At 69.8% G+C, this 25,747-nt stretch carries 23 protein-coding genes; 13 read left to right on the forward strand and 10 right to left on the reverse strand.

Annotated elements, in window-relative coordinates; translation table 11 throughout:
* Window positions 1-4: 4 nt before the first annotated feature.
* Window positions 5-988 (reverse strand): aldo/keto reductase, encoded by a 984-nt coding sequence (locus F0L68_RS16900; protein WP_149850538.1) that lies wholly within the window; start codon window positions 986-988, stop codon window positions 5-7.
* A gap of 144 nt (window positions 989-1,132) precedes the next feature.
* Between F0L68_RS16900 and F0L68_RS16905 the strand changes: the two genes are divergently transcribed.
* A complete protein-coding gene (locus F0L68_RS16905) occupies window positions 1,133-1,768 on the forward strand; it encodes a LysE family translocator (RefSeq protein ID WP_149850539.1) in 636 nt (211 codons plus the stop codon).
* Between the two features lie 17 nt (window positions 1,769-1,785).
* On the opposite strand, the gene F0L68_RS16910 is transcribed toward F0L68_RS16905, so the two are convergent.
* The 3 genes from F0L68_RS16910 to F0L68_RS16920 all read right to left on the reverse strand — a co-directional run bounded on the left by F0L68_RS16910 (window position 1,786) and on the right by F0L68_RS16920 (window position 3,047).
* Window positions 1,786-2,520 (reverse strand): sulfotransferase-like domain-containing protein, encoded by a 735-nt coding sequence (locus tag F0L68_RS16910; RefSeq protein ID WP_149850540.1) that lies wholly within the window; start codon window positions 2,518-2,520, stop codon window positions 1,786-1,788.
* A 69-nt stretch (window positions 2,521-2,589) separates the two neighbouring features.
* Complete coding sequence (locus F0L68_RS16915) at window positions 2,590-2,832, reverse strand: hypothetical protein (RefSeq protein ID WP_149850541.1); 243 nt, start codon at window positions 2,830-2,832, stop codon at window positions 2,590-2,592.
* Window positions 2,829-3,047, reverse strand: a complete 219-nt coding sequence (locus F0L68_RS16920; RefSeq protein ID WP_149850542.1) for a hypothetical protein — start codon at window positions 3,045-3,047, stop codon at window positions 2,829-2,831. The genes F0L68_RS16915 and F0L68_RS16920 overlap by 4 nt, the downstream gene beginning before the upstream one ends.
* A 226-nt stretch (window positions 3,048-3,273) precedes the next feature.
* Here F0L68_RS16920 and F0L68_RS16925 point away from each other — a divergent pair, with 226 nt between their 5' ends.
* On the forward strand, window positions 3,274-3,552 hold the full coding sequence (locus F0L68_RS16925) for a helix-turn-helix domain-containing protein (protein WP_149850543.1): 279 nt from the start codon (window positions 3,274-3,276) through the stop codon (window positions 3,550-3,552).
* Between the two features lie 177 nt (window positions 3,553-3,729).
* On the forward strand, window positions 3,730-4,176 hold the full coding sequence (locus F0L68_RS16930; protein ID WP_149850544.1) for a phospholipase D-like domain-containing protein: 447 nt from the start codon (window positions 3,730-3,732) through the stop codon (window positions 4,174-4,176).
* A 24-nt stretch (window positions 4,177-4,200) separates the two neighbouring features.
* On the opposite strand, the gene F0L68_RS16935 is transcribed toward F0L68_RS16930, so the two are convergent.
* Window positions 4,201-5,010 carry a CYTH domain-containing protein gene (locus F0L68_RS16935; RefSeq protein ID WP_223198854.1) on the reverse strand — a complete coding sequence of 270 codons (810 nt, stop codon included), beginning with the start codon at window positions 5,008-5,010 and terminating at the stop codon, window positions 4,201-4,203.
* A gap of 293 nt (window positions 5,011-5,303) precedes the next feature.
* Between F0L68_RS16935 and F0L68_RS16940 the strand changes: the two genes are divergently transcribed.
* From F0L68_RS16940 to F0L68_RS16950, 3 genes are all read left to right on the forward strand, one after another.
* Window positions 5,304-6,869: a Na+/H+ antiporter gene (locus F0L68_RS16940; protein WP_149850546.1), complete on the forward strand. Its 1,566-nt coding sequence runs from the start codon at window positions 5,304-5,306 to the stop codon at window positions 6,867-6,869.
* Between the two features lie 254 nt (window positions 6,870-7,123).
* Window positions 7,124-7,525 (forward strand): CocE/NonD family hydrolase, encoded by a 402-nt coding sequence (locus tag F0L68_RS16945; RefSeq protein ID WP_149850547.1) that lies wholly within the window; start codon window positions 7,124-7,126, stop codon window positions 7,523-7,525.
* A 318-nt stretch (window positions 7,526-7,843) separates the two neighbouring features.
* Entirely contained in the window at window positions 7,844-8,653 is an 810-nt protein-coding gene (locus tag F0L68_RS16950) for a transglycosylase SLT domain-containing protein (protein ID WP_223198855.1), read from the forward strand.
* Window positions 8,654-8,678: 25 nt separating this feature from the next.
* On the opposite strand, the gene F0L68_RS16955 is transcribed toward F0L68_RS16950, so the two are convergent.
* The 5 genes from F0L68_RS16955 to gcvPA form a co-directional block, all read right to left on the reverse strand.
* Window positions 8,679-9,317 carry a GntR family transcriptional regulator gene (locus F0L68_RS16955; RefSeq protein ID WP_149850548.1) on the reverse strand — a complete coding sequence of 213 codons (639 nt, stop codon included), beginning with the start codon at window positions 9,315-9,317 and terminating at the stop codon, window positions 8,679-8,681.
* A gap of 72 nt (window positions 9,318-9,389) precedes the next feature.
* Window positions 9,390-10,145 (reverse strand): SDR family NAD(P)-dependent oxidoreductase, encoded by a 756-nt coding sequence (locus tag F0L68_RS16960; RefSeq protein WP_149850549.1) that lies wholly within the window; start codon window positions 10,143-10,145, stop codon window positions 9,390-9,392.
* 19 nt (window positions 10,146-10,164) lie between these two features.
* A complete protein-coding gene (locus F0L68_RS16965) occupies window positions 10,165-11,484 on the reverse strand; it encodes an ATP-NAD kinase family protein (RefSeq protein ID WP_306463155.1) in 1,320 nt (439 codons plus the stop codon).
* Window positions 11,433-13,013 carry an aminomethyl-transferring glycine dehydrogenase subunit GcvPB gene (gene gcvPB, locus F0L68_RS16970; protein ID WP_149850551.1) on the reverse strand — a complete coding sequence of 527 codons (1,581 nt, stop codon included), beginning with the start codon at window positions 13,011-13,013 and terminating at the stop codon, window positions 11,433-11,435. Before gcvPB ends, F0L68_RS16965 begins: the two co-directional genes overlap by 52 nt.
* Window positions 13,010-14,344, reverse strand: coding sequence for an aminomethyl-transferring glycine dehydrogenase subunit GcvPA (gcvPA, locus tag F0L68_RS16975; protein ID WP_149850552.1), 1,335 nt, complete (start codon window positions 14,342-14,344; stop codon window positions 13,010-13,012). Before gcvPA ends, gcvPB begins: the two co-directional genes overlap by 4 nt.
* Window positions 14,345-14,437: 93 nt before the next feature.
* On the opposite strand from gcvPA, the gene F0L68_RS16980 reads away from it, so the two are divergent.
* From F0L68_RS16980 to F0L68_RS17010, 7 genes are all read left to right on the forward strand, one after another.
* The gene (locus tag F0L68_RS16980; protein ID WP_223198856.1) at window positions 14,438-15,775 is read left to right on the forward strand and encodes an ABC transporter substrate-binding protein; all 1,338 of its coding nucleotides are present in this window, start codon (window positions 14,438-14,440) and stop codon (window positions 15,773-15,775) included.
* A 44-nt stretch (window positions 15,776-15,819) separates the two neighbouring features.
* On the forward strand, window positions 15,820-16,722 hold the full coding sequence (locus tag F0L68_RS16985) for a carbohydrate ABC transporter permease (protein ID WP_223198857.1): 903 nt from the start codon (window positions 15,820-15,822) through the stop codon (window positions 16,720-16,722).
* Window positions 16,719-17,555 (forward strand): carbohydrate ABC transporter permease, encoded by an 837-nt coding sequence (locus tag F0L68_RS16990; RefSeq protein WP_149850553.1) that lies wholly within the window; start codon window positions 16,719-16,721, stop codon window positions 17,553-17,555. The genes F0L68_RS16985 and F0L68_RS16990 overlap by 4 nt, the downstream gene beginning before the upstream one ends.
* Complete coding sequence (locus tag F0L68_RS16995) at window positions 17,552-19,573, forward strand: beta-galactosidase (protein ID WP_149850554.1); 2,022 nt, start codon at window positions 17,552-17,554, stop codon at window positions 19,571-19,573. The genes F0L68_RS16990 and F0L68_RS16995 overlap by 4 nt, the downstream gene beginning before the upstream one ends.
* Before the next feature lie 93 nt (window positions 19,574-19,666).
* Window positions 19,667-21,829 (forward strand): MGH1-like glycoside hydrolase domain-containing protein, encoded by a 2,163-nt coding sequence (locus F0L68_RS17000; protein WP_149850555.1) that lies wholly within the window; start codon window positions 19,667-19,669, stop codon window positions 21,827-21,829.
* Between the two features lie 307 nt (window positions 21,830-22,136).
* Window positions 22,137-24,290 (forward strand): alkaline phosphatase family protein, encoded by a 2,154-nt coding sequence (locus tag F0L68_RS17005; protein ID WP_188316618.1) that lies wholly within the window; start codon window positions 22,137-22,139, stop codon window positions 24,288-24,290.
* 408 nt (window positions 24,291-24,698) lie between these two features.
* Window positions 24,699-25,721 (forward strand): hypothetical protein, encoded by a 1,023-nt coding sequence (locus F0L68_RS17010; RefSeq protein ID WP_149850557.1) that lies wholly within the window; start codon window positions 24,699-24,701, stop codon window positions 25,719-25,721.
* The last annotated feature ends 26 nt before the right edge of the window (window positions 25,722-25,747 follow it).

Consider the following 25,747-nt stretch of genomic DNA (forward strand, 5'->3'; position numbering starts at 1 on the left):
ACCATCACTGGGACCACTCGGTCGGTTCCCGGTCCCAGCGGTGTTCGCGCAGCCGCGCGAGGAGTTCCGGCGACAGCGGTGTGCCGTCACTGACACCGAGGTTCTGCCGCACCCGGTCGATGTGCCGCATGCCGGGGATGACCGTGCTCACGGCGGGGTGCTGGAGGATGAAGCGCAGCGCCAGCTCGGGCATGGTCATCCCCGGCGGCACGATCTCCTTCACCCGGTCGGCCCGTTCCACGGCGGGGATCAGGTTCTCCGGCACGAAGTACGAGTTGCGCCAGTCGCCCTCCGGCCAGGTCGAGTCCTTGGTCAGCGTGCCGGTCAGGGTGCCCTCGTCGAACGGGACCCGCGCGATGACCGCGATGTCCTTCTCCTGACAGATCGGCAGGAGATCGTCCTCCGGCGCTTGGTCGAACACGTTGTAGATCACCTGGACGGCGTCGATCAGCCCGGTCTCCAGCGTCTTGAGCACGTTGGTCGGCTCCCAGCGGTTGACGCTGATCCCGATGCCCTCGACCAGGCCCTGGTCCTTCAGCTCCGTGACCGCCCGCTGCCAGCTCTCGTCCTCGGCCCAGGCGTCCTCCCACACGTGGAACTGCAACAGGTCGATGCGCTCGACGCCGAGCCCGGCGAGGCTCTTGTGGGTGTACTCGACGATGTGGTCGGCGGGGAAGACATCGGCGAGCGCGGACTCCCTGGTGGACGGCCAGGTCCGGTCCTTCGGTGGGATCTTGGTCGCGGCCCACAGCCGGGTGCCGGCGTTGGCCCGCAGCAGCTCGCCGAGCATGCGCTCGCTGTGTCCCCTGCCGTAGATCCACGCCGTGTCGAAGAAGGTGCAGCCGAGGTCGACCGCGCCTTGCAGCGCGGAGTGACCGACAACGTCGTCAGCGCCCGTCCAACCGCCCTCGCCGCCGGCAACGCCCCACATTCCGTAACCGACCTCGCTGATTTCCCAGCCGAGTCGACCAAAACGACGGTACTGCATTCATCACCCCTGTTCACGGATGCTCGACGCGTCAACCATAGCGTTCGACAATTGCACTGGTAAGGCCCGAACCAGTCAGGTCACGCTGCGCTACGCTTGGCCTTCGGCACCGTCTTTGCACGGAAAGCGAAAGGGGCACCCGACGTGGCTGTCAATCCAGGGCTGTACGCGCTGTTCGTCACGGCGGCCCTGCTGATCTGCGTCACCCCCGGGCCGGACATGATCTACATCCTGACCCACGGCCTGAGCCAGGGCACCAGGGCCGCGCTGGTCGCCGCCGGCGGCATGGCCGCCGGCATGCTGTGCCACACAACGGCTGTGGTGTTCGGGGTGGCCACGCTGGTGCGGTCCAGCCCGCTGGCCTACGAGATCCTGCGCTACGCCGGCGCGGCCTACCTCGCCTACATGGGGGTGCGCACGCTGCTGTCGACGCTGCGATCGCACACCGAGGAGGAGCTGGTCACCGACGCGGCTGCCCTGCCGACGTGGCTGATCTTCCGCAGGGCCGCGCTGACGAACCTGCTCAACCCGAAGATCCTGTTGTTCTACCTGGCCTTCCTACCCCAGTTCGTGTCGTCGTCCGACGGGCCCGCCGGGGTGCAGCTGCTGGTGCTCGGCCTGACCTTCGTGGTGCTCGGCCTGGTGGTCGACGGCCTGATCGCGTTGCTCAGCGGCAAGATCGGCACGCTGCTGCACCGTCGTCCGCGCGCGAGCACCTGGCTCGACCGGTTCAGCGGAGTGGTGTTCCTCGGCCTGGCCGCCAGGGTCGCCATCGCCTGAGCGGGTCCCCTGCTTGATCAGACAGACAGCCGCCTGGTCAGGAGGTACTCGTAGAACGGCAGGTGGTACTCGTAGAACTCGGCCAGCCGGGGATGGTTGTCCACGGTGGCCTCGTAGGCGGTCTCGGTGCGCACGAACGCGCCGGTCTGTCCGGCGTCGAGGTGCCAGCGCTCGGTCTTGCGCCACTCCTCCGGCATCCTCGGCTGCCAGGAGAGCCGGTCCGCGTCGAACGGCAGGCCGACCCGCTCGCAGTAGGCCCGCACGACCGCTTCCGGTTGCGTCACAAGGTCGTCTGCGTCCACGACGACCGGCTCCGCGCCGGTCGCGTCCACCACCGCCAGGTAGAGCTCGTGCAGCCTGGCGAAGCCGACCTCGTCGCGGGTCAGCCCCGGGTGGAGCGCGAAGTGCGACGGGATCACCTCTCGCGGATGCCGGATGATGAACGTGTGCCTTGCGGCGCCGAGGAAGTCCCGGTCCGCGAGCAGCCCCGGATACGCGTAGTCCGTGGTGTCCTTGAAGAAGACCGTCGTGTGGCCGGCAAGATCTCGGATCGCGGCGATCAGCTCGGCCTCAGTGCCGGCGGTCGTGTCGGCCACGGCGCTCGTGCCGAAGTGGACCAGGCTGGAGAACGGCTCGTGCAGCGTCGTGACCTCCTCCCATTCCATGATCATGCGTAGGAAAGCCGTCGACCGGGAACGCGGGGCGCTCCACAGTGCGATCACCGGCAGCCCGTCGCGATCCCGTTCGTTCACGGTCCGTCCTCCCCGTAGCGATCATCGAACCGGATCCAACGGTAATGGCTCGGAAGGGCCCGGATCCAGCTACACAATGGGCGACCGTTCTGCGCCGAATGGCGGTAAGTTCCGTTCCTGTCGGCATCGCTCGTCCAGCGACACCGACGCCACACCCTCGGCGGGCACGCGAAAGCCGGAGCGGCGTCCGCACCGTGCGCAGGCGTAGACCGCGACGTCGACCGCCCGCTGGCCGGAGCAGTCGGCGACCCGCTCGACCGGCGTCTCGCGGTGCTCGCCGACCGTGCCGCACAGCGGGCAGGCGCGGGTCACCGCGCGCCTCCCGTCCGGTCCGCCTGCGGCAGCGCCGGGAGACCGACGCGCCTGCCGGACAGCAGCGCCGCGGCCACCAGGAACACCTCGGGGCGCAGCAGCGCGAAGCCGCCCGACCCGGCCGAGCCCGACAGCACAAGGACGAGCCCGATGCCGAGCACGGCGATGAACGCGATCGTCCTTGCCTGGACGGCGATCCTGAGGTCGAAGTACATGACGACACCTTTCCGATCTTCCTGGTGGCCCTCGGCCTGACCCGCCCACAGCGGAGCGGTGGCGGTAACACCAAGGATCCCGTTCGCTCACGGTCGGTGCGCGGTTTTCGACACCGGGCGACAAGCGCCATCAACCGTCCGGACATGCCGATCGGGTCGAATGCCGGCGACAGGCGCCGACAACGCGCGACAATCGTCGACAGGGCCATCACCGGGAGGGTTTGCCGTGCCAGCTCAGCAGTCGCCACCGCCGGAGCCGCAGGCGGCGTTCGCCGCCAAACTCCGCGACCTGCACGCGCGCTGCGGCAGTCCGACCCAGGTCACCCTCGGCGAGAAGATGAACGCCGTCCACTCGACGATCTCGGAGAAGCTGACCGGCCGCCGTTTCCCGACGTTGGAATGGGTCGAGCGGTTCGTCAGGGCGTGTGCGCCCGATGCCAACCTCGATCCCTGGCGAGCCGAGTGGTACGCGACCCGCAGAGCGCTGGACGCCATCCGGCACTAGCTGCCCGGCGCCGACCTCGCCGCGAAGCAGGAAGCCGAGTCGGACGGGGCCCGGTCCCTGTTCGCCCAGCCCGAGATCACCGCGACGAGCACCATCGGCGCCACCTGGTACACCAACCACATCGAGTTCTACGCGGCGTGCGCCGAGCAGGCCCGCCGCGCCACGACCGAGATTCGCGTGACCTACGTGCGGCGGTACCCACCGACCGACTTCACCACGCCGACCTCGGCCGAGTACTTCAAGGCGCTGCTCGACTGGGCCGACACGCGCGACGACAGCGAACGCAGCGTCCGCCGCATCATCGGCGTGCCGGAGAAGAACGGCGTGCCGGAGCCGGCCATGCTGGACTGGATCCGCGACCACCACGCCGCGACCAAGGACATCCGCAACTACGAGATCGCCGTGCTGCCCTGGCACACCACGGCGGACGGGCTGAACATGGCCCTGATGGACCAGCACACGGCGTTCGTGGCGTTCTCCGGCGGCAGCAGGCAGAAGCTCAACGGGTTCAGCGTGGCCGACCCGACGTTCACCGCGTACTTCATCCGGCACTTCGACCAGCTCTGGGCTCAGCTCGACCCCCTGGACGTCTTCCTCAGACAGCTGGGGTCCACCCAGTCCTGACCACCAGGAAGCCGGCCGGGCTTATCACGCGCCTTCCGCCAGGCCCGGCCGTAGCCGGGTGAAGAAGTCCAGCGTGGCGCGCGTCTTGGTCTGCTGGGCGCCGGCGAGGTCGATGCCGCGCGCACGCAGCAACGCCGCCGCCTGGCCGGCGACCCGCAGCGCCACGTCGGCCGCGCCGCGCGTGGACAGCTCGAGAAGCCGGGAACCGTCGGGATAACGCCACTGCTGGACGACCAGCACGCCGTCGACACCGGCCGGCGTCACCTTGCGCCTGCGCACCTCGACCGGCCCGAAGACGGTGAGCCCGTCGAGTCCGGCGTGCCGGGGCGCGTAGGCGGCGAGCAGGGCGAGCTGCGGTTTGGAGAACAGCGAGCGCAGCGGGTGCCCCAGCGTCACCACCCGCTCGACGTCGGCCACGCCGAGGCGCTTCTTCAGCGCGCCGGAACACACGTAGCCGCCGGGCATCCCGTCGACCTCGACGACGAACCCCCGCGCGCGGCGCAGCGCGGGCGGAAGGTCGGCCGGCACGACTGGCCGCAGCTTGATCACCGAGTCGTCCGGCTTGCGGTCGATGCTGCGCACCCTGGCGACCACGCCATGCCGGTGCAGCGCAAGGTCCTCGGTGTCGAGGAAGTACACCCGGCGGAGCCGGGCGCGGGCCAGGTCGACCCCGAGCGTCGCGCAGGCGGCCTCGTGCGCGGGCTCCGGGACGACGAGCTTCAGCTCGGTGCGGCCCGCCTCGCGGATCAGCGCGAGCAACTGGTCGAGCTCGTCGTCGGGCAGCTGCCAGAACTCCCGCGCGGCGCGCAACGTCACGGCGGCGTGCTGGTCCACCGCAGCACGGTCCGAACAACGCATCAGGTCCCCCTCGCCGCGCCGACCGTCCTTCGGGTGTCGCCGCTCCCCCACCGGTAACGATCCCAGATCGCCCCGGCATCGTCCGCCCCCGGGCTGCCGCTGGACCCGCCGATCGCCCGACTCGGCTGTGTCGTGGCACACGCGCTCTCGCCACGCCACCGTGCACGAGCTACCCCATGCCCCGCAGCCACTCGCGGGTTAGGGTGTTGCTCGGATGCGCCGGGAAGTCTGGTCGGCAATGGGACTCGACCCGGTGGAGGGCCGCAGCGATGCGCAGCGTGGAAACCGTTCTCTTCCTCGTCGTGGTGGCCACGCTCGTGGCCACGTCGGCGCGACGGTTGCGCGTGCCGGCCCCGTCGCTGTTGGTCGTGGCCGGTGTCGTGGTCGGCCTGCTGCCGGGTGTGCCGGAGATCCGCGTGACACCCGACGTGGTGAGCCTCGTGGTGCTGCCGCCGCTGCTGTACGCGGCCGGCGAGGAGATGTCCTGGCGGGACCTGCGGCGGGTGTGGCGGCCGGTCACCGTGCTCGCGGTCGGCCTCGTGCTGGCGTCCGCCGCCGCCGTCGGCGCGGTGGCCAGCCTGGTCGCCCCGCTGCCGACGAGCATGGCGTTCGTGTTGGGCACGGTGCTCGCCAGCACGGACCCGGTCGCGGTGTCCGCGCTGGGCCGCCGCCTGTCGCTGCCGCCGAAGGTGCAGGTGCTGGTGCAGGCGGAAAGCCTGTTCAACGACGCGACGAGCCTCGTGCTGTTCCGGGTGGCCGTCGCGGTCGCGGTGGCCGGCGGCGCCGTCTCCTGGGGGCACGCGGGCGGCCAGTTCCTCGTGCTCGCCGGCGGCGGCCTGGTGATCGGCGGACTGGTGGCCGGCGGGCTGCTGCTGATCCGCCGCCGCACCCAGGATCCCGTGCTGGAGACCGTCATCGCGCTGGTCACGCCCTACACCGCCTACGTGCTGGCGGAGGCCGTGCACACCTCGGGGGTGACGGCCGTGGTGGTGGCCAGCGTGCTGCTCGGCGCGCAGCACGCGCGGCTGACCACCGCGCACATCCGCCTCCAGGTCGGCGCGGTCTACCAGACGGTGATCTTCCTGTTGGAGAGCGTGGTGTTCGGCCTGATCGGCCTTCAGCTGCCGTGGCTGATCCGCACGTTGGAAGGCTCGGACCGGAACTGGCCGTGGCAGGCGCTGGCCGTCACCGGGACGCTCATCGCGGTCCGAGTGCTGTGGGTGTTCCCGCTGTCCGTGGTGGCGCAGCTGCGTCGCGGCGCGCGGCGACCGGCCTGGCAGGTGCCCGCGGTGGTGTCGTGGGCGGGCGCGCGGGGCGTCGTGCCGCTGGCCGCCGCGCTGTCCATTCCGCTGACCACCGACGGCGGAACCCCGCTGCCGCAACGCAATCTGGTGTTGGTGTTGGCCACGGCCGTGATCGTGACGACGCTGGTGGTGCAGGGTTTCACGCTCGCGCCGCTGGTGTGGCTGGCCGGGGTGGTGACCAAACCGGACGAGACGCGCAACGAGGAGACCTCGGCCCGGCTGCACCTGGCCAGGGCGAGCCTCGCCCACCTCGACCAGCTGTCGGATCTGGAGGCCGTGCCCGACGTGGTGGTGCAACGGTTGCGGCGCAACCTGACCGCCAGGGTGGATCGGACGCGGGCGCGGCTGAACGGCTCGCCGCCGACCGACTCCACGGCGTCGGCCTACCGCAGGCTGCGGCGCGACCTGATCGCGGTGGAGACCGCGGCGCTCAACCAGCTCTACGACGGCGGCGAGGTCAACGACGCCGTGCGGCGGCGCATCCAGCGCATGCTGGACCTGGAGGACGCCGGCCTCGGCGACGACGCGTGACCGATGTCGAATCTCGACACCGTCGGGAGACGCGCCGCGAGGTGAGCTCGGCGTTCGGGTTTCGTCAAGACGTGCCCCGACGGCGTCCCGGCGGGCTATCGTTACCGCCGGAGAGCCGGGAAGCCTGGTCGGCGCCGCTGTCACAGCGGCCAACCGATCCAGAGAGGCACCTCGATGATCTCCGTCGCCGCACGCCGCCGCATCTCGTGTCAGGTCCACTGTGGACACTTTCGGCACGCGCACTTCCCTCCGCGATGAGCATCGGCAGCCGTCGCCTCGCGGCGCGCATGGGCCTCAGCCCCGCACGCACACACCGCATCGCGGTGCAGCGCGACCTCGCCGTTCCCATGCATGACGGCGTTCCCCTGCTCGCGGACCGCTACTACCCGCGCGATCTGGACAGCGCGCCGGTGATCATCCTGACGAGCCCCGACGACCACCGCCGGGGGCACGGCCTGATGGCCAGGCTGATCGCCGAGCGCGACCATCAGGTGCTGGTGCGCAGCACGCGCAGGGTGGGCCGCGACGAGGACGGCAACCTGGTCGCCCCCGTGGGGGTCGACGACCACGAGGCCACCGTGGACTGGCTGCGCCAGCAGTCCTGGTGCAACGGAACGGTGTCGACCCTCAGTCCCGGCGTGCTCGGCCTCGGTTGAGGCTCTTAGCGCCGCGTGAGGACTTCGCTGGTCGGCGTCAAGGGTTCGTCAGCCCGTCGTGCGCATCGCCGCGCGGCGGGCGCATCCTGGCCTCCGGCACCGCGGTCGGGCGCGGCGGAGAAGGGACGAACACCGATGACTGACTTCGGCTACACGATGGTGCTCATCGGCGGGTTCGTCGTGGTGGCGCTGGTGTTGCGCGCGCTGGAACGCTCATCTCGGTGACCCGCGCGGACTGACCCCGCCGATCAGAACACGGCCGCCGGGTCGGCCGCGCTCCTGGCCAGGTTCGCGCGCGAGGCGCGTACGGTGGTCGGCGTGATCAAGGATCCCCGGCTGCGCTGCGGTGCTGGTCGAGGGGCCGCGTGCGGTGCGGTGGCCGCGGCGGCATCAGCGGAGTCGACGGGCGGATGGTGGAGCGTGACGGCGGGGAACCCACGGTTGACGGGCGGGGTCGGGGCGAGGCTACTGCTGGGGTCCGCGGCGGTCGTCCTGGCCGCCGTCGTGACCGGGTGTTCGCCGTCGCCCACCGGCCAGGGGGCCGCCCCGGCGAGCGGGTCCGCGTCGTCGGCGACCAGCCCGGCACCCGCGCCGAGTGCGAGCGCGCCGAGCCAGGGCTCGCCGGCACCGAGCGCGGACTACCGCCCGGAGCGCTTCGCCGACCAAGTCGCCACCCATGCGGCCAGCGCGGGAGTCGACCCGCAGCTGCTGATGGCGATCCTGTACAACGAGTCGTACAAGCCGCACGACCCGGCCTTCGAACGCGCGTGGCAGAAGTCGAAGCCGGACTCCGCGTTCGGCATCGCCAACATGCACAAGGCCGCCTTCGACGAGGCCAAACGGGGCCGCCCGTTCGCCGGCAGGGACTGGCAGGAGCTGCCCGACGACCCGAACCTGGCCGTCCAGGCCGCGGCCTGGCACCTGCACGACCTCGCTGCGCAACTGCCCGGCACGTGGCCGGCCAGCTACACCAAGGACGAGATGCTCGCCTTCGGCTACAACGCGGGCGCCGGCAACATGATCCTGTTCGCCCAGGGAACGAAGCCGGGCACGCAGGCCCAGTCCTATGTGGACACGCTCCGTTCCAACTGGGACAAGGCCGGACAGACCATGAAGCACTCCCGTTAGCCCGACCCGACGGCCGCGCCCCGGCCTACCCCAGCTTCTCGAGAATCCGGTGCATCCCGCTCTCCCAGTTGCCCTTCAGCGCGGCCACCGCACCGGCGGCGTCCCCGGCCGCCAGGCACTCGGCGATCTGCTCGTGTTCCTCGGCGGACCGTTCCAGCACCTGCTGGTCCCCAACCACCACGCGCTCATACCGGTGCATCGTCAGCTTCAGCGTCGTGATCAGGTCCATCAGCCGCTCGTTCTGGCACCCCGACAGCAGCATGTCGTGCCACGCGTCGTCGTAGCGTTCGATCACCTCGTACTCGGCCTTCGGCGCGGAGAACGCGTGCGCCTCCTCGAGGAGCCGGGGCGCGATGTCCTTGAGGTACTCCGGCGGCGACAGCTCCAGCGCGAGGGCTTCCAGCGTGGCCACGATCGTGGTCAAGTCGCGGAACTCCTGGGGGCTCATCGGCGCGAAGCGGAAGCCCTTGCCCCGCTCGCTGACGATGATGCCCTCGCGTTCGAGGCCGATCAGGGCCTCACGCAGCGGGGTGCGGCTGACGCCGAGCTCGGCGGCCAGGTGGACTTCGTTGATCGGTTGGTCGGGGTGGAACTCGCCGCGACCAAGGCGTTCCAGGAGAACGTCCTTGATCTGCTCGCGTAGTGGCCGACGCTCGATCGACATCGTTGCGGTCACCTCTTCCGGGGGAGATCGGCCTGGTCGACATTGTCCATATGGTTCGGCGACTCCGCCCGCTCAGGCGGTGCCGGCTCCGTCGACCGGGATGATGGCACCGCTGACGAACGCCGCCGCGTCGCTCGCGAGGAACGCGACCGTGTTGGCGATGTCGCGGGGCTGGCCGATCCGGCCGAGCGGTCGGTCGGCCGCGTCGGTGTAGAAGGACTCGACCGGCTGGCCGAGCTGGCGGGCCTCGTCGGCGAGCATCCCGGTGGCGGTGTCGCCGGGGCACAGGCAGTTCACGCGGATGTTCTGCGGGCCGTGGTCGATGGCCATCGCCCGGGTCATGTTGACGACCGCGCCCTTGGACGCGCAGTAGGACACCGCGCTCGCGCCACCTTTGATACCCCAACCGGAACCGGTGTTGATGATACTGCCGCCGCCCGCCGCAGCCATCAGCGGGACCGCGCGGCGGCTCAGCAACATGATCGACTTGATGTTGACGGCCATCACCAGGTCCCAGTCGTCCTCGGTGATCTCCAGGACGGTGGAACGGCGGATGATGCCGGCGTTGTTGAAGAGAATGTCGACGCCGCCGTAGGTCTCGGTGGCGGCGGAGACGACGGCGTCGCAGTCCGCTGCCCTGGACACGTCGCAGCGCACGAAGGTTCCGCCGATCTCCTCGGCCGCCTCGGCGCCGCGTTCGGCGTCCAGATCGGCGAGGACCACGCCTGCGCCGAGCTCCGCCAGCACGGCTGCGGTGGCGCGGCCGATGCCGGAGGCGGCGCCGGTGACGATGGCGGTCTTGCCCGTGAGGTCCATGAGACTGGCCATATCGAGGGTTCCGTGTTCCTTAGCTCGTGGGATAGAGAAGCGTACGGCGGCGGCCGGTGACCACCCGCAGGTAGCGCTGGAACTCCCGGTCAACCCCGTCGTCGCCGGTGTCGATGAGGAGCGGACGGCCGCGCAGCGCGGCCACCTTCGCCTCGGTGGCGACGACGAGGACGCGATCGGGGCCGACCGCGCGCAGGACGTCGGGAGAGAGTTGCTGGTTGCCTCGCCCGAGGAGGAAACCCTGACCGCCGATGGGAGTGACGGCGATCCGGGCTGGCGTGGCGGAGACGAGGGCGAGCAGGCGATCGGCGGAGACGTCGGACGCGACGAGGCCCGCGGTGCGGTTGTCGGTGAGGCGCAGCACGTTGACCCCCATGACCGGCACGTCGACGCCGAGGACGGCCGCGATGGACCGCATCGTGGTTCCCGGCCCGAGGACCAACAACTCGCCGGGAGCCAGCGAGTCGACGAGTTCGGCCGCGATGCCCGCGACCGCGTCCGGCGACACCGAGGAGCTGCCGGTCTTGCGCTGCTGGATCCGGACCGGGACGTCCGGCACGCGCAGGTGGCCGTAGAGGCGCGCGGACACCCTGCCCTCCCGGACCGCGTCCTCGTCGAGGTCCATCACCTCCGCGTCGCGGAGACCGGAGAACGACGCGGCGATCTCCCCGGCTGCCCTCGGGTTCACCGCGAACACGGCGGAGTGCATCTTGACGCCGGTCGGGATGCCGAGCACCGGGACGCCGGTCCCGACCGCGTCGAGGATGTCCCTCGCCGTGCCGTCGCCGCCGGCGAAGAGGATCAGGTCGACGGCGCCGGCCAGCGTCGCCGCCGCCGCGACCGTGTCGGCGGCCGAGGTCGGCGCCGACTCCGGCCGATAGACGACCTCCGGTTCCAGCCCGGCGGCCCGCGCCGCCTCCTCCCCCATCGGCCCCGCCGCGGTCAGGACCGTCGGAGGTCGTGTCCCGTGGATCTTTTCCGTCGCGAGCGGGGATCCAGGTGTCGTCTCGCAAGGCGCGCACGCGTCCCCATCCCGGTGTTGGATGGGGGCGTGGGCGCAACGCGGCGAGGCGGCAGCTGGGCCCCGCGCAGCAGGAAAGAGATCCACGGGACACGACCTAGAACCCAGCCGCGCGACCAGTTCCGTCAGGGCCACGCCCGCGCGCGCCGACGCCAGCGGGACGGCGCCAAGCTCAAGCGCCCGCCGCTGCACCTCGGCCCCGTCGCTGCCCTTCAGGCCGACCCGGCCGCCGATCCCGGCGACCGGGTTGACCACCAGTCCGAATCTCACGCGCCTGCGCCGAGCTTCCGCCGGTAGGCGCGCCACGTCACGGCCCACGTGTCCGGGTCGTCCAGCGATTCCTGCCTCAGCTGGTGGATCGTCGACCGGTGCGGAGCCGTCCGCACCACCTCGGGCTCCTCGTAGGCCTCCCGCGCGACCTCCGCCAGGATCGCCGCGTACTCGTCCAGATCGGCCTGCGAGTACGACTCGGTTGGCTCCAGCGTCATCGGCTCCGGCACCACATAGGGGTGGTGGCTGGTCCAGTAGTGCGTCCCGAAGTCCGCGGCGCGCACCCCGATCTGCTCGGAGTGGATCCCGGTGTCCGCGTTGAGCTGTTCCCAGCTGTAGCGCGCCTGCTCGACCCGCCGCCGCCCCTTCGCGTACGGCGCCGAGACGCCTCGGATCTCCAACACCTTGGCCATCAGGTAGTTGTTGTTCAGCACGGCGGTCTCCGCGACCTCGCGCAGCCCTTCTGCGCCCATCGACATGATCCACGCGTAGGCCCTGACCAGGTTCGGCACGACGCCGTAGAACGGCCGGATCTTGCCGACCGACTCCGGTCGGTCGTCCTCGAGGCGGTACCGGGAGCCGTCGAACTCGACCGTCGGCCGGGGCAGGAACGGGACGAGCGCCTCGGAGACCCCGCACGCGCCGGCCGCCGGGCCGCCGCAGGCGTGCGGCGTGGAGAACGTCTTGTGCAGGTTGAAGTGGCACAGGTCGAAGCCGGCGTCCCGCGCCCTGGTGATCCCCAGGATCCCGTTGGCGTTCGCCTGGTCGTAGCAGCACAGCCCGCCCGCCTCGTGCGCCAGCCGGACGAACTCCTCGATCCTCGGGTTGAAGATGCCGGTGTCCTCGGGGTTGGTGATGAGCAGCGCGGCGGTGCGCGGCCCGACCGCGGCCCTGAGCGCCTCGATGTCCGGGTAGCCGTCCTCGTCTGGCATCAGGGTGATCACCTTGTACCCGGCCACCTTGGCGCACGCGGCGTTCGACGGGTGGGAGAACATCGTGGTGATGACCTCGTCGCGCTGCTCGGCCTCACCGCGCGACGCATGGTAGGCCCGGATCATCGACACGTTCGCGTAGATGGCCGCCGATCCCGCACCGGGCTGGAGCGAGACCCGGTCCATGCCCGAGATCTCCTTCAGCAGGCCTTCCAGCCGGTAGATGATCTCCAGGACGCCCTGCACGGTGCTCTCGTCCTGCAACGGATGCAGCTCGCTGATCCGCTGGTCCACGACGAACGTGTCGTTCACCTTCGGGGAGTACTTCATCGTGCAGGTGCCCTGGCCGACGTCGATGTTCAGGTCGACGCCGAGATTCTCCTGTGACAGCCGCAGATAGTGCCGCAGCACGTGCAGCTGCGACAGCTCGGGAAGCTGCGGGGCGCTCTCGCGCGCGAGTCCGGCCGGCAGGGCCGGCACCGGCAGGTCGGTCGTCGGCACGCCGACGCCACGCTCGCCCGGGCTGGTCAGCTCGAAGAGCAGCGGCTCGTCCCAGCTGGCCTGGTGGAAGCGGCGCAGCCGTGGCTTGGCGCCGACGCGCGCCTCGGCTGGCGGCACGGAGGTTCGGGGCGAGTGCGCACTCATGCGGTGATCTCCTCCAGTGCCTGCGCGAGGCGGTCGATGTCCTCGCGGGTGTGGATCTCGGTGACGCAGTACAGAGCGTCGGTGGCGGACAGCACCTTGCCGCCGTGGATGCCAAGGGCCAGCAGCCTTGTGTTCACCTCCGCGGCGGTCAGCGAACCCGTGAACCGCACCAGGAAGTCGGCGAAGGACACCTGCCCCGCGGCCGCGCTCGGCGCCTCGACACCGGGGATCTCGGCCAGGCGCCGCTGCGCGTAGGCGGTGTTCGCGAGGATCGTCTCGCCGATCTCCCGCATCCCCTGCGGGCCCATCAGGGCGAGGTAGACGCCGGCCATGATGCCGTGCAGCGCTGCGGCGGTGCCGACCCACTCCTTGCCCTCCTCGCGCACCGCGAATGAGGTTCGCTCGTAGTCGACGTCGCCGAACCCGTACTCGCCTTCCACGGTCGTCGGGATGACGCCGAACAGCCGCGAGGGAAACTCGGAGACCAGCCGCGGGTCGTCGCGCGTGGCGATGAAGCCCGCGTTCCCGCCGCCGAAGCTCATCCGGATGCCGAGCGGCTGGATGTCGCCGCACACGATGTCCGCGCCGTAGGCCGACGGCGGGGCGACCACGCCGAGCGAGATCGGGTTGCACCCGGCGACGAGCAGCGCGCCCGCCGCGTGCGCCCGTGCCGCCAGGGCGGGCACCGAGGCGTCCAGGATCCCGTGGTAGTTCGGGGTCTCGCAGTAGACCGCCGCGACGTCCGCCGACAGGTCGAGGTCCGCGACGGCGGCCGCGTCGACCAGCACCACGTCGTGATCTGGTCGCACGTAGTCCGCGATCTTGGAGAGCTTGTCCGGGTCCACCGGCCCGACGATCAGCAGCGTGCGGCGCCCGGTGACCCGGCCGGCCATCCGCAGCGCCGTTCCGGTCGCCTGGAATCCGTCGTAGGTCGGCACGTTGACGACGTCGAGCTCCAGCAGCTCGCCCATCAGCGACTGGTACTCCCACAGCGCCTGGAACCGGCCGTGGTCCTCGTAGGGCTCGCCAGCGTAGGCGGTCAGGAACTCGCTTCGGGTGGCGACCTCGTCCACCACGGCGGGCACGTGGTGCTGGTAGCAGCCCGCGCCGAGGAAGCTCAGCGCCCCCGGGGTGTTCCTGGCCAGCAGGCCGTCCAGGTGCCGCACCAGCTCGGCCTCGGAGCGCAGCGGCGCCGGCAGGTCGAGGGGACGCCGCAGCCGGATCGACTCGGGGATGTCGGCGTAGAACTCCTCCACGCTCGCGGCGCCGACGGCCTTGAGCATGCGCTCCCGGACCGCCGGAACGCTGTTCGGGATGTAGGGGTGGGCCACGGACTCTCCGTTCTCCTGGCTCGAACCTCTTGACGACGGTCGTAATGCAGTGTGCTGTATACAGCATTCAGTATCACAGACCGAGGAGGCACGGTGTCAACAGGACGAACGCGGCGATCGGTGTTGCTCGCCGGGATCGTGGCCCTGACGACGGTCACGGCGCTGGCAGCCGGCGGCTGCGCGACCGGCGGGACGGCAGCCAAGCCCGCACCGGCCGTCAGCACGCAGGACCAGGTCGGTGGCACGGTCACCGTCTGGTCCTGGGACGTGGCGGCCAAGGCGCTCAAACGCCTGGCGCCCGAGTTCGAGAAGCAGCACCCCGGGGTCAAGATCGACGTCGTCGACATCGGCTACGACAACGCCTACGACAAGATCACCGTCGGGTTGAAGTCCGGCTCGGGGCTGCCGGACATCCTCCAGGTCGAGGGCCCGAAGATGCAGAGCTACCTCAGCAGCTTCCCCAACGGCTTCTACGACCTGACCGCGCTGGCCGGGAAGGACAAGGGCGACTTCAACGCCGCCGCGTGGCGCACCGGCACCGACGACAGCGGCAAGGTCTTCGCGCTGCCCTGGGACATCGGCCCCTGCGGCCTGTTCTACCGGACCGACGTCTTCAAGGACGCGGGCGTCGACCCGGCTTCCATCAAAACCTGGGACGACTACGTCGCGGCCGGCGAGCAGATCAAGGCAAAGACCGGCAAGAAGCTGCTGGTCATCGACCCGACCAAGGACAGCACCTTCCCGACGCTGCTCCAGCAGCAGGGCCAGCGGTTCTTCGTCGACGGCAAGGTCGCGGTGAACACCCCGCGAGCAGTCAAAGCGATGACCGTGTTGAAGACCCTCGCCGACAAGGGGCTGGTCGACTACGAGAAGGGCTGGGACGCCCTGGTCGCCGCCACCAAGGACGGCAAGGTCGCCACCACGCCGACCGCCGTGTGGTGGTCCGGCACGCTGTCCAGCGAGATGGCGGAACTCAAAGACAAGTTCGCGGTCGCGCCGCTGCCCGCCTTCGAACCCGGCGGGACGCAGACCTCGAACGACGGCGGCTCGTTGCTGAGCATCTCCGCGCAGACCAAGAACTCCGCGACCGCGGCGGCGTTCATGCGGTTCGTGCTCACCGACACCGGCAACCAGGTGTCGATGCTGAAGAACGAGGGCCTGTTCCCGGCGTACATGCCGGCACTGTCGGACTCCTACGTCACCGGGCCGCAGGACTACTACGGCGGCCAGACCGCCTTCAAGACGTTCGCCGACCTGGCTAAGAGCATCCCGCCGGTGGAGTACACCGGTGACAACTCCAAGGCCGCCGACATCATCGACCAGGCGACCGCCGGCGTGATGCAGGGCGGCAAGGATCCGAAGGCCGCCCTGGACTCCGCGGCCCAGCAGATCGCGTCCGCGACCGGCCGGCAGATCGTCCCTGGCTCCTAGGAATCCAGCCGATGTCAACGGATTCACTCACGTCGTCACCATCGGTGGCCGCGCCTGAGGCCGCGCTCCGGCGCGCGCGGCCCCGGGTCCGGATCACGCACTGGGCCTTCGCCGGCCCGGCCGCCGCGCTGTTCGTGTTCTTCTTCGCCTACCCGCTTGGCGCCAGCCTCTACCAGAGCTTCACCGCCGACCGGGCCGGCGTGCCGACCTGGGTCGGATTCGAGCAGTACCAACGGATGCTGCACGACCCGGTGTTCTGGAAGTCGCTCGGGAACACCGGGCTGCTGCTGGTGATCCAGGTCCCGCTGATGATCGTGCTGGCCCTGGTGCTGGCCGGCATCCTGAACCAGTCCTGGCTGCGGTTCCGCTCGTCCTGGCGCATCGCCTACTTCCTGCCGTCGGTGACGATGCTCGTGGCCTACGCCATGGTCTTCAAGGTGCTACTCAAGACGGATGGCGGCATGGTCAACCAGGTGCTCGGTTGGCTCGGCGCGCAACCGGTGGACTGGCTGAACAACCCGGTGTGGGCGCGGGTCTCGCTGATCGCCTCGATCACCTGGCGGTGGACCGGCTACAACGCGGTGATCCTGCTCGCCGGGCTCCAGGCCATTCCGAAGGAACAGTACGAGGCCGCGTCGATCGACGGGGCCGGGCCGATCCGGACCTTCGCCACGATCGTGGCGCCCCAACTGCGGCCGGTCATCCTGTTCTGCTCCGTCACGTCCACCATCGGCACGCTCCAGCTGTTCGACGAGAACCTCGTGCTGACCAGGGGCGGGCCGGACAACGCAACCATGACGCCGGTGCTCTACCTGTACAAGATCGGATTCGACCAGCTGGACTTCGGCTACGCCTCGGCGATCGCCTGGGCGGTGGTCCTGATCATCGGAGTGCTGTCGTTCCTACAGTTCCGGTTCTTCGGCAACGCTGAAAGGGAGAAGCGATGAACGCCGCCGCAAGCCCGCGCCGGCTCGGTCGTGCGCTCGTCGTGCTGGTGCTGGCGGCCGGCGCGGTGGTCAGCGTCGTGCCGTTCTACTGGATGATCGTCGCCGCAACGCACAGCAACTCCGAGCTGTTCCACTCGCCGCCGCCGTTCCTGCCAGGCGGGAACCTCCTGCGCAACCTCGTCGCGCTGGAGGACTCGATCGGCTTCAGCAGGGTGATGCTGAACAGCCTCGGGATCGCGGTGGTCTACACGCTCGGCAGCGGGCTGATCTCGGCGATGTGCGGCTACGGCCTGGCCAAGTACCGGTTCCGAGGTCGGGGGCTGCTGCTCGGTCTGGTGCTGGCGACCATGATGGTGCCGTTCCAGGTGCTGCTCGTCCCGCTGTTCCAGATGATGGCGAGCCTCGGCTGGGTGGACAGCTACCAGGCGGTGATCCTGCCGTTCCTGGCCAACTCCTTCGGCATCTTCCTGATGCGCCAGACGTTCCTGGCCTTCCCGAACGAGCTGATCGAGTCGGCGCGGATCGACGGGGCCGGCGACCTTCGGACCTTCTACCGGATCGTGCTGCCCTCGGTGCGACCGCAACTCGGCGCACTGGCGATCTTCACCTTCATGAGCCAGTGGAACGCCTTCCTGTGGCCGCTGCTGATGCTGAACTCCGAGGACAAGTACACCGCACCGGTCGCCCTCTACACGCTGGTCGGCGGGACGCACGTGGACTACGCCGGGCTGATCCTCGGCTCGTTCCTCGCGACGCTGCCGCTGATGGTCATCTTCTTCCTGTTCCAGAAGCAGTTCGTGTCGGGTCTGTTGGGAGGTGCGGTCAAGGGATGATCACGCGGGTCGAAGGGCTGCTGTACGGGGCCGACTACAACGCCGAGCAGTGGCCGGAATCGGTGTGGGAGCAGGACGCGAAGCTCATGCGGGAGGCCGGCGTCACCATGGTGACGCTCGGGGTATTCTCGTGGGCCAGGGTGCAGCCCTCGGAGGACGAGTGGGACTTCGGCTGGCTGGACCGGCTGCTGGATCTGTTCCACGCGAACGGGATCGCGGTCGACCTGGCCACCGCGTCGGCGTCGCCGCCTGCCTGGCTGGTGCGCAAGTACCCCGAGGTGCTGCCGGTGACCGCGGACGGCGTGCGGCTGGAGTTCGGCTCCCGGCAGCACTACTGCCCGTCATCGCCGATCTTCCGCGCCGCGGCGACGCGGCTGGCGCGGGCCCTCGCGCAGCGGTACGGCTCGCATCCGGCGTTGGCGTTGTGGCACATCCACAACGAGTACGGCGACCACGTGACCGAGTGCTTCTGCGCCGAGTCGGCCAGCGACTTCCGGCGTTGGCTGCTTAAGCGCTACGCGGACGACATCGAGCGGCTGAACTTCGCCTGGGGCACCGAGTTCTGGGCCCAGCGGTACTCCTCGTTCGACCAGGTCGAGCCGCCGCGCACCGCGCCGGGACCGGTCAACCCCGGCCAGGTGCTTGACTGGCGGCGGTTCTGCTCGGACGCGTTGCTCGCCTGCTTCCTCGACGAGCGGGAGGTGCTCAGGGAGCTCTCGCCGCAGATCCCGGTGACCACCAACTTCATGTCGATGTTCAAGGCCCTGGACTACTGGACGTGGGCCGCGCACGAGGACCTGGTGTCGGACGACGCCTACCCGGACCCCTCGGGCGCCTCGGACCACGTGCTGGCCGCGATGAACTACGACCTGATGCGGTCGCTCGGCGGCGGCCGCCCGTGGCTGCTGATGGAGCAGGCACCCTCTGCGGTGAGCTGGCGGACGGTGAACGTGCCCAAACCTCCTGGACTGCACCGGTTGTGGTCGTTGCAGACGGTCGCGCACGGGGCCGACGGCGTCATGTACTTCCAGTGGCGGGCGTCGCGGGCCGGCGCCGAGAAGTTCCACAGCGCCCTGCTTCCGCACGGCGGGACCGCCACCAGAGGGTGGCGGGAGACGGTCCGCTTCGGGGCCGAGCTGCGGCGGTTGGCCGAGGTCGCCGGGAGCCGGTCCTCGGCGTCGGTCGCCGTGGTCCTTGACTGGAACTCGTGGTGGGCGCTGGAGATGGCGGACCACCCGTCGGCGCGGGTGAAACTCAAGGAGCAGGTGCTCGGGTGGTACTCCGCGCTGCACGCGCGGAACGTGGCCGTCGACTTCGTGCCGCCGGGCGCGCCGCTCGAGGACTACCGGCTGGTGCTGTGCCCGAACCTGTACTCGGTGAGCGTGCCGACCGCCGAGTGGCTGACCTCCTATGTGGCCGGCGGCGGACGCCTGGTCTGCGGCTTCTTCAGCGGGATCGTCGACGAGCTCGACCACATCCATCAGAGCACGGACGGCAGCGGCGGCGGCTATCCCGGACCGCTGCGGGAGGTGCTCGGCGTCGTGGTGGACGAGTTCTGGCCGGTCGCCGACGGCGATGCGGTTCCGGTCCTGGTCGCGGACAACACGACCGCCGCGACGGTGTGGAGCGAGTGGCTGGACGCGACGACCGCGACGACGACCGGCTGGTACGCGGGCTCGGGTCCGCTCGCCGGACGTCCGGCGATCACCAGGAACGCGCACGGTTCCGGCGAGGCCTGGTACGTGAGCTGCCAGCTCGGCGCCGGCATCGACGTCGTCCTCGCGGAAGCACTTGGCGCGGCCGGGATCGAACCCGTGCTGGCGGTGCCGGCCGGCGTCGAGGTCACGCGGCGGACCGGCCCCGACGCCGCCTATCTCTTCCTGCTCAACCAAAACCACGACTCCGTCGACCTCGCCTCGCTGCCGCCCGGCGCGGTCGACCTGTTGTCCGACAACACAATCGACACGACACTCCGCCTCCCCGCCCTCGGTGCCGCCGTCCTCAGGATCCCTGCCTGACCCTCGTCCCCGCCCACCCCTTCGCCCCGCCCAGTCCCCCGTCCCGCTCCCTCTACCCCCGTTTCCCTCCCCTCCTCCCCCGGAGAGCTGATCATGCTTCGTTCCCTGCGAATCCTGGCCGTGGTGACTCTCGGCCTGGGTCTTGCGCTTCCGGCGGGGGCGGCCTCGGCCGCCGCTCCCCCGCACCCACTCACCTCGTTCGCCGACATACTCGACCTGCGGGGCACGCCGACGTCGGCGCAGCCCGCGGTGCAGGGCACGGACGTCAGCGACATCAACGTCTTCGCCGACCGAGGCGCGTGGCACGCCTACGCGCTGCCGAAGGCCGGCGACAGCTCCTCCTACGGCGCCTTCACCGGGCCTCTCTATGTCGCGCAGGAATATCCGTGGTGGCTGAGCAAGGGATTCAGCCGCCTGAACCTCAGCGAGGGCGGCCAGCCGCTCGACCTCGCCGCGGCGCGGAATCCGGTCCTCACCTCGCTGCCGGGCCTGCTGCGCCAGAGCTTCGACCTCAACGGCCTGCGGGTCACCATGGAGCTGCGCTACGCCAGCAACCGAACCGCGCTGGTCCAGTCCTCGGTGGAGAACACCGGGAACAGGCGTCGCTCGCTCGGTGTCGGCTGGAGCGGCGCGCTGCTGCGGCCCGACGCCGAGCCGATGCGGAGCGCGCCGTCGCTGTCGGCCACGCCGCAGGGTGTCGCGGTCGGCTTCGCCAAGGTCCGGGAGACGTGGAACTACCTCACCGATGGCACCGAACGTTTCCAGGTGACGCACGCCGAGCCGGTGACGACCACCGTCTCCGGCGACTCGTACGCGACGAGCCTGAACGCCCCGGTCGAGCTGAGCCCGCACGGCCGGCAAACCCTGACCTGGGCCGAGTCCTACACCTTCACCCCGGCCGAGGCCGCCACCGAGCAGCCGGTGGTGGCCCGGGCGCTGGCGCAGCCGTGGCTGACGGTCGCGGCCGACGAGGCGCGCTGGTTCGGGTACGTGGCCTCGGCGACGCGCGGCGTCCCGGTCTCCCGGCAGCGGCTCGCGGTGAAGTCGGTCGAAACCCTCGTCACCAACTGGCGCAGCGCGGCCGGGGCACTCAAGCACGACGGCATCACACCGTCGATCTCCAACAAGTGGTTCAACGGCCTGTGGGCCTGGGACACCTGGAAGCAGGCGGTCGGCACCGCGATCTTCGATCCGGCGCTGGCCGAGGCGCAGGTCCGGTCGATGTTCGACTACCAGGTGACGGCGGCGTCGGCGGACCGTCCGCAGGACGCCGGGATGATCCCGGACTGCGTCTTCTACAACGACGTGGCGCACGGTGGCGGGAACTGGAACGAGCGCAACTCCAAGCCGCCGCTGGCGGCGTGGGCGGTCTGGTCGATCTACCAGCGCAACGGCGACATCGGTTTCCTGCGCGAGCTGTACCCGAAGCTGGCCGCGTACAACGCGTGGTGGTACCGCAATCGGGACCACGACGGGAACGGCCTCGCCGAGTACGGCGCGACCGTCGACCCGAGCAACGTGACGGCCGAGGACAAGCGTCAGGCCGCGGCGTGGGAGAGCGGAATGGACAACGCGCCACGCTTCGATGCGACCCTCGGCGCGACGGTGGTCGACAACACCTCGGCGTCCGGGGCGGTGGTCGGCTACTCGCTGAACCAGGAGTCCGTCGACCTCAACTCCTACCTCGTGGCGGAGAAGCAAACGCTCGCGCTGATGGCCGACCGGCTCGGCGACCACTCGGCCGCGGCGACCTACCGCGCCTCGGCCGCGACCAGCACCGCGGCCATCCAGCAGACGATGTTCGACCCGGCCAGCGGCTGGTTCTACGACACCGCGCTGGGCACCGGCCAACCGCTGACGGCGCGCGGTAGGGGGATCGAGGGCGCGGTCCCCCTGTGGGCAGGCGTCGCGACCCCGCCCCAGGCGGCCGCGGTGCGCTCGAAGTCGGTGTCGGCAACCGAATTCGCCACACCGGTGCCGTTCCCGACGACCTCTGCCAGTTCGCCCTACTTCCAGCCGACCGGCTACTGGCGCGGCGCCGTCTGGATGGACCAGGCGTATTTCGCCCTGGAAGGCCTGAAGCGGTACGGGTTCGGCAACGACGCGACCGCACTCGCCACCCAGCTGCGCTCGACCGCGTCCGGAATGATGGGCAACGGCCCGCTGATGGAGAACTACAACCCCACCACCGGGGCCGCGCTGAACTCCCGAGGGTTCAGCTGGTCCGCAGCGATGCTGCTGGCCCTGGACCACTAGGCCAAGCCGAACCGACTGGCCCTTTCCCGACGCCGGGGAAGGGCCAGTCGCGTCCTATCCGGCCAGTCCGGCAGGAATGTTGCGAATACGGTCGCGGCAATCGGCACACGGCGAAATTCCCTTACCCGCGTGTACTGAACACCGGTAGCGACCGGTCGAGCCGCGCCTCGTTCATCGATTGTTCGCGCGTCACCAGTAGCCGGCCACGGTGTCGCGGCACAGGATGCGGAGGGTTTGCGAAGGCGTCGGGCAGACGGTTTCGCATCCTTTTCCTCCGACCGATCCAGTGTCGCATTGTGGAGGTCAGATGAAACGCGTCCTACGACACGCTGTCGCCGCTTTGTCCCTGGTGGCCGCTTCGGTTCTCGCGCTCCCCGGCGGCTCGGCGAGCGCGTCGACGTTCCCCGGGTACGACCACGTGTTCACGATCATGATGGAGAACCAGACGCTCAGCAGCATCATCGGCAACCCCGCCGCCCCGGAGCTCAACGCCCTCGCCAACGACTACGGGCTGGCCACCAACTACACCGGCGTCGGCGACCCGAGCGAGCCCAACTACGTTGGCATGCTCGGCGGCAGCACCTTCGGCCTCTCCGACGACAACCCGTACTTCTGGCCCGGCCACACGCAGAACGCCGCGAACCTGATGTCGCAGCTGGAGGCCGCCGGCAAGAGCTGGAAGGGCTATCTCGGCGGCCTGCCCTACGCGGGCTACAAGGGCTTCTGCTACCCGGAGAAGTGCATCGGCATCCCCGACAGCGACCCGCTGTACGCCTCCAAGCACAACGGCATCGTGAACTTCGCGAATCTCCAGACACCGGGCGAACTGGCGAAGATGACGCCGATCGCCCAGCTGTCCACCGACCTGGCCGCGGGCCGGTCGCCCAACCTCAGCTACATCGTGCCGGACATGTGTCACGACATGCACGGCGCTCCGCCGTACTGCGTGGACTCCGGGAACGGCAAGAGCATCGAGGACACCTGGTTGACCGCGACCGGCGACGCGTTCGTCGGCCAGACCGTCAACCAGATCACCGCCTCGTCGGTGTGGTCGACCGGCAACACCGCGATCGTGATCACCTTTGACGAAGGCAGTTCCGCGACCAGCAAGACCGCGAACATCGTGGTCGCCAACCACGGCCCCCGCGGCGTGAAGGACAACACCTCCTACAACCACTACAACCTGCTCGCCAGCCTGCAACAGACCTTCGGGCTCGGCTGCCTGCTCAACAGTTGCGGTGCGACACCGATGACACCGCTGTTCCAGATCACCGGCTCGACCACCACCCCAACCCTGCCGCCGCCCTACGTCACTCCGCCCAACGGCACCAACTCCGTCTCGCCCGCGAGCGTGATTGCCAGGGGCACCGCGGCGTCGCTGACCTGTGCCGGCGGCTGGAACCGGGTGCCAAGCCCCAGCGTCGGCAACCTGGACAACAACCTCGACGCCGTGTCGGCCGCGTCCGCAACCGACGCCTGGGCCGTCGGCAACTACTACGCCGCAACCAATCCGGCCGTGTTCGCGACCATGGCGCAACACTGGGACGGCACCAGGTGGACCGAGTACGCGCTCCCCGACGTCGGCGCCAACCAGAACACGCTGTACGGCGTCTCTGAGCTGCCGTCCGGGCACACCTGGGCGGTCGGCTACTACACCAACGCGAACTACGTCGACCAGACGTTGATCGAGCACTGGGACGGCAACGCCTGGTCGGTCGTGCCCAGCCCCAATCCCGGCGCGCAACGCAACCTCCTCTACGGCGTCGCCGCGATCTCCGACACCGACGTGTGGGCCGTCGGGCAGCAGACGGACTCCGCCGGCACCTGGCACACCCTCACCGAACACTGGGACGGCACCGTCTGGTCGGTCGTGCCCTCCGCCGACCCGGACGCGGGCGGGAACCTGTTGTTCGGCGTGAAAGCCGTGTCCGGCACCAGCGTGTACGCCGTCGGCGAGCGATCCGGGTCCGGATTCCCCGACAGGGCCCTGATCGAGCACTGGAACGGCTCGACGTGGTCGGTGCTCGCCTCGCCGGCGGACAGCTCCGAGAGCCTGATCGCCTACGGTGTCACCGGTTCGGACACCGCGCTGACCGTCGTCGGCAACCGGGCCAGCGGCACCGCGCCGTTCACCACGCTCGCGGCCGCCGGCGCGCCGAACGGCCTGGCATTGCAGAACACCCCGAACGCCACGGGTGAGAACAACCTGTACGCCACCACGACTGCGGCAGACGGATCCACCTACGCCGCAGGATGGTCGGTCGACCCGAACACCGGCGTGTACCTCAGCGAGGTCCTGCACGGCGTCAACGGGCAGTGGTCCATCGACACGACCCCCAACCCCGGCAACGGATCGAACGGTTTCGCCGGCGTGACCGCCGTGCCAGGCGACGGCGTCTGGGCGGTCGGCGTGACCAGCAACAAGGCCAACAACTCCACGTTCATCGCCTACCACTGCTGAGCCCACTCACTGCTGAGCCGACTCGCCGCTGAGCCGACGAACCACCCACCCGCTCGCGCGCGGCGAGCGGAGATGCGGCCGGCCGACCGGACCCGCCACACCCGGTCGGCCGACCCATCGATCCACCGGTTCGCGGTATTTCCTCCTCGATTGTTTCGAAACGGTTACCAGTCTCACCCGCGGCGCGACGCCACTTTTTACCTGAAGTCACGACAGATATTGCAGCCGCTTTCCCTCCGCCGAAGTCATGAGCCCGCATGCGCCGTCCCAGCAGCTAAGACACGACCATCGACGGTCACTGGCGCGTCAACTGGCAACGCCTTCGGAATCGAGAAACCTCCTTGCCCGACCCGAGTTCCATGATTAACGTTCGGGCTCGTTTTACCTCTCCCCTGCAAGGAGTGTGAAATGGACGGAAAGTACTGGAGCCGCATACTCGCCACCATGGGCGCGTTGACCGTATTGGCGGGAATGGGCGCCACGCAGACCGCGACCGCCGCGCAGCCAGAGACGGTCAGCCACGGGATGGCGATCCGCGACGGCCACGCCACGACCGCCGCCCCGACCCGTCGAACCACCAACCTGAGCTACCACGGCGGCCAGGTCTCGGTGGCCCCGAAGGTCTACATCGTCTACTGGGGCTCGCAGTGGGGCTCGGCAGGCGGCGGCGGGCTGCCCACGCAGGACCCCTCCGGCGTGGCATCCGTGCAGACGTCGTTCTTCCAGCACCTGTACGGCGCCGGGGACGCCTGGAGCAACTCGACCACGCAGTACTGCGAGGGCGTCGCCACGGGCACCACGCAGTGCGGCACCTCGGGCACGCACGTCGGCCACCCGTCCAGCTCGCCGCTTGCCGGTAGCTGGGTGGACAACACCGTGACCACTCCGGCCACGCCCTCCAGCGCCGACATCACCGCCGAGGCGCAGCGGGCCGCCGCGCACTTCGGCGACTATTCCAACGGTGTTCAGTACATTGTGGACTCACCGCACGGCGTGATCCCGCAGGGCTTCGCGGCTGGCGCGGGCGGAACCTACTGCGCGTGGCACGACTCCACGGTCGCCTCGGGCGGCACGATCGCCTACACGAACATGCCCTACATGCCCGACGCGGCCGCCAGCTGCGGCGCGGGCTTCGTGGCCACGGGCGGTTCCGGGGTCAACTCCGCCACCGAGGGCGTCACGATCGTGGGCGGCCACGAGTACGCCGAGACGGTCACCGACCAGTGGCCCAGCACCCAGCTGGCCTGGGTGGACAGCAGGGGCGCCGAGAACGGCGACAAGTGCGCGTGGATCTCCAGCGGCCAGGGCGCCTCGGCGATCGTGAACCTCAACGGCGCGTCCTTCGCCGTGCAGTCCCTGTGGAGCAACAACTTCAACAACGGCGCCGGCGGTTGCGTGGTCAGCTACACGTCCGCCACCAACCAACACTAGGAAGAATCCGCACCGGACAGGGTCGG

The organism is Solihabitans fulvus, from assembly GCF_008386585.1.
In the GTDB taxonomy this organism is placed as follows: Bacteria; Actinomycetota; Actinomycetes; order Mycobacteriales; family Pseudonocardiaceae; genus Solihabitans; species Solihabitans fulvus.

What these genes read in the sequence shown, in the direction of transcription:
- F0L68_RS17005 (WP_188316618.1), top strand. Translation starts at nt 22,137, where the DNA reads ATGAAACGCGTCCTACGACACGCTGTCGCCGCTTTGTCCCTGGTGGCC.
- F0L68_RS16995 (WP_149850554.1), top strand. Translation starts at nt 17,552, where the DNA reads ATGATCACGCGGGTCGAAGGGCTGCTGTACGGGGCCGACTACAACGCC.
- F0L68_RS16945 (WP_149850547.1), top strand. Translation starts at nt 7,124, where the DNA reads ATGAGCATCGGCAGCCGTCGCCTCGCGGCGCGCATGGGCCTCAGCCCC.
- F0L68_RS16900 (WP_149850538.1), bottom strand. Translation starts at nt 988, where the DNA reads ATGCAGTACCGTCGTTTTGGTCGACTCGGCTGGGAAATCAGCGAGGTC.
- F0L68_RS17000 (WP_149850555.1), top strand. Translation starts at nt 19,667, where the DNA reads ATGCTTCGTTCCCTGCGAATCCTGGCCGTGGTGACTCTCGGCCTGGGT.
- F0L68_RS17010 (WP_149850557.1), top strand. Translation starts at nt 24,699, where the DNA reads ATGGACGGAAAGTACTGGAGCCGCATACTCGCCACCATGGGCGCGTTG.
- F0L68_RS16990 (WP_149850553.1), top strand. Translation starts at nt 16,719, where the DNA reads ATGAACGCCGCCGCAAGCCCGCGCCGGCTCGGTCGTGCGCTCGTCGTG.
- gcvPB (WP_149850551.1), bottom strand. Translation starts at nt 13,013, where the DNA reads ATGAGTGCGCACTCGCCCCGAACCTCCGTGCCGCCAGCCGAGGCGCGC.
- F0L68_RS16920 (WP_149850542.1), bottom strand. Translation starts at nt 3,047, where the DNA reads ATGTACTTCGACCTCAGGATCGCCGTCCAGGCAAGGACGATCGCGTTC.
- F0L68_RS16940 (WP_149850546.1), top strand. Translation starts at nt 5,304, where the DNA reads ATGCGCAGCGTGGAAACCGTTCTCTTCCTCGTCGTGGTGGCCACGCTC.
- F0L68_RS16960 (WP_149850549.1), bottom strand. Translation starts at nt 10,145, where the DNA reads ATGGCCAGTCTCATGGACCTCACGGGCAAGACCGCCATCGTCACCGGC.
- F0L68_RS16955 (WP_149850548.1), bottom strand. Translation starts at nt 9,317, where the DNA reads ATGTCGATCGAGCGTCGGCCACTACGCGAGCAGATCAAGGACGTTCTC.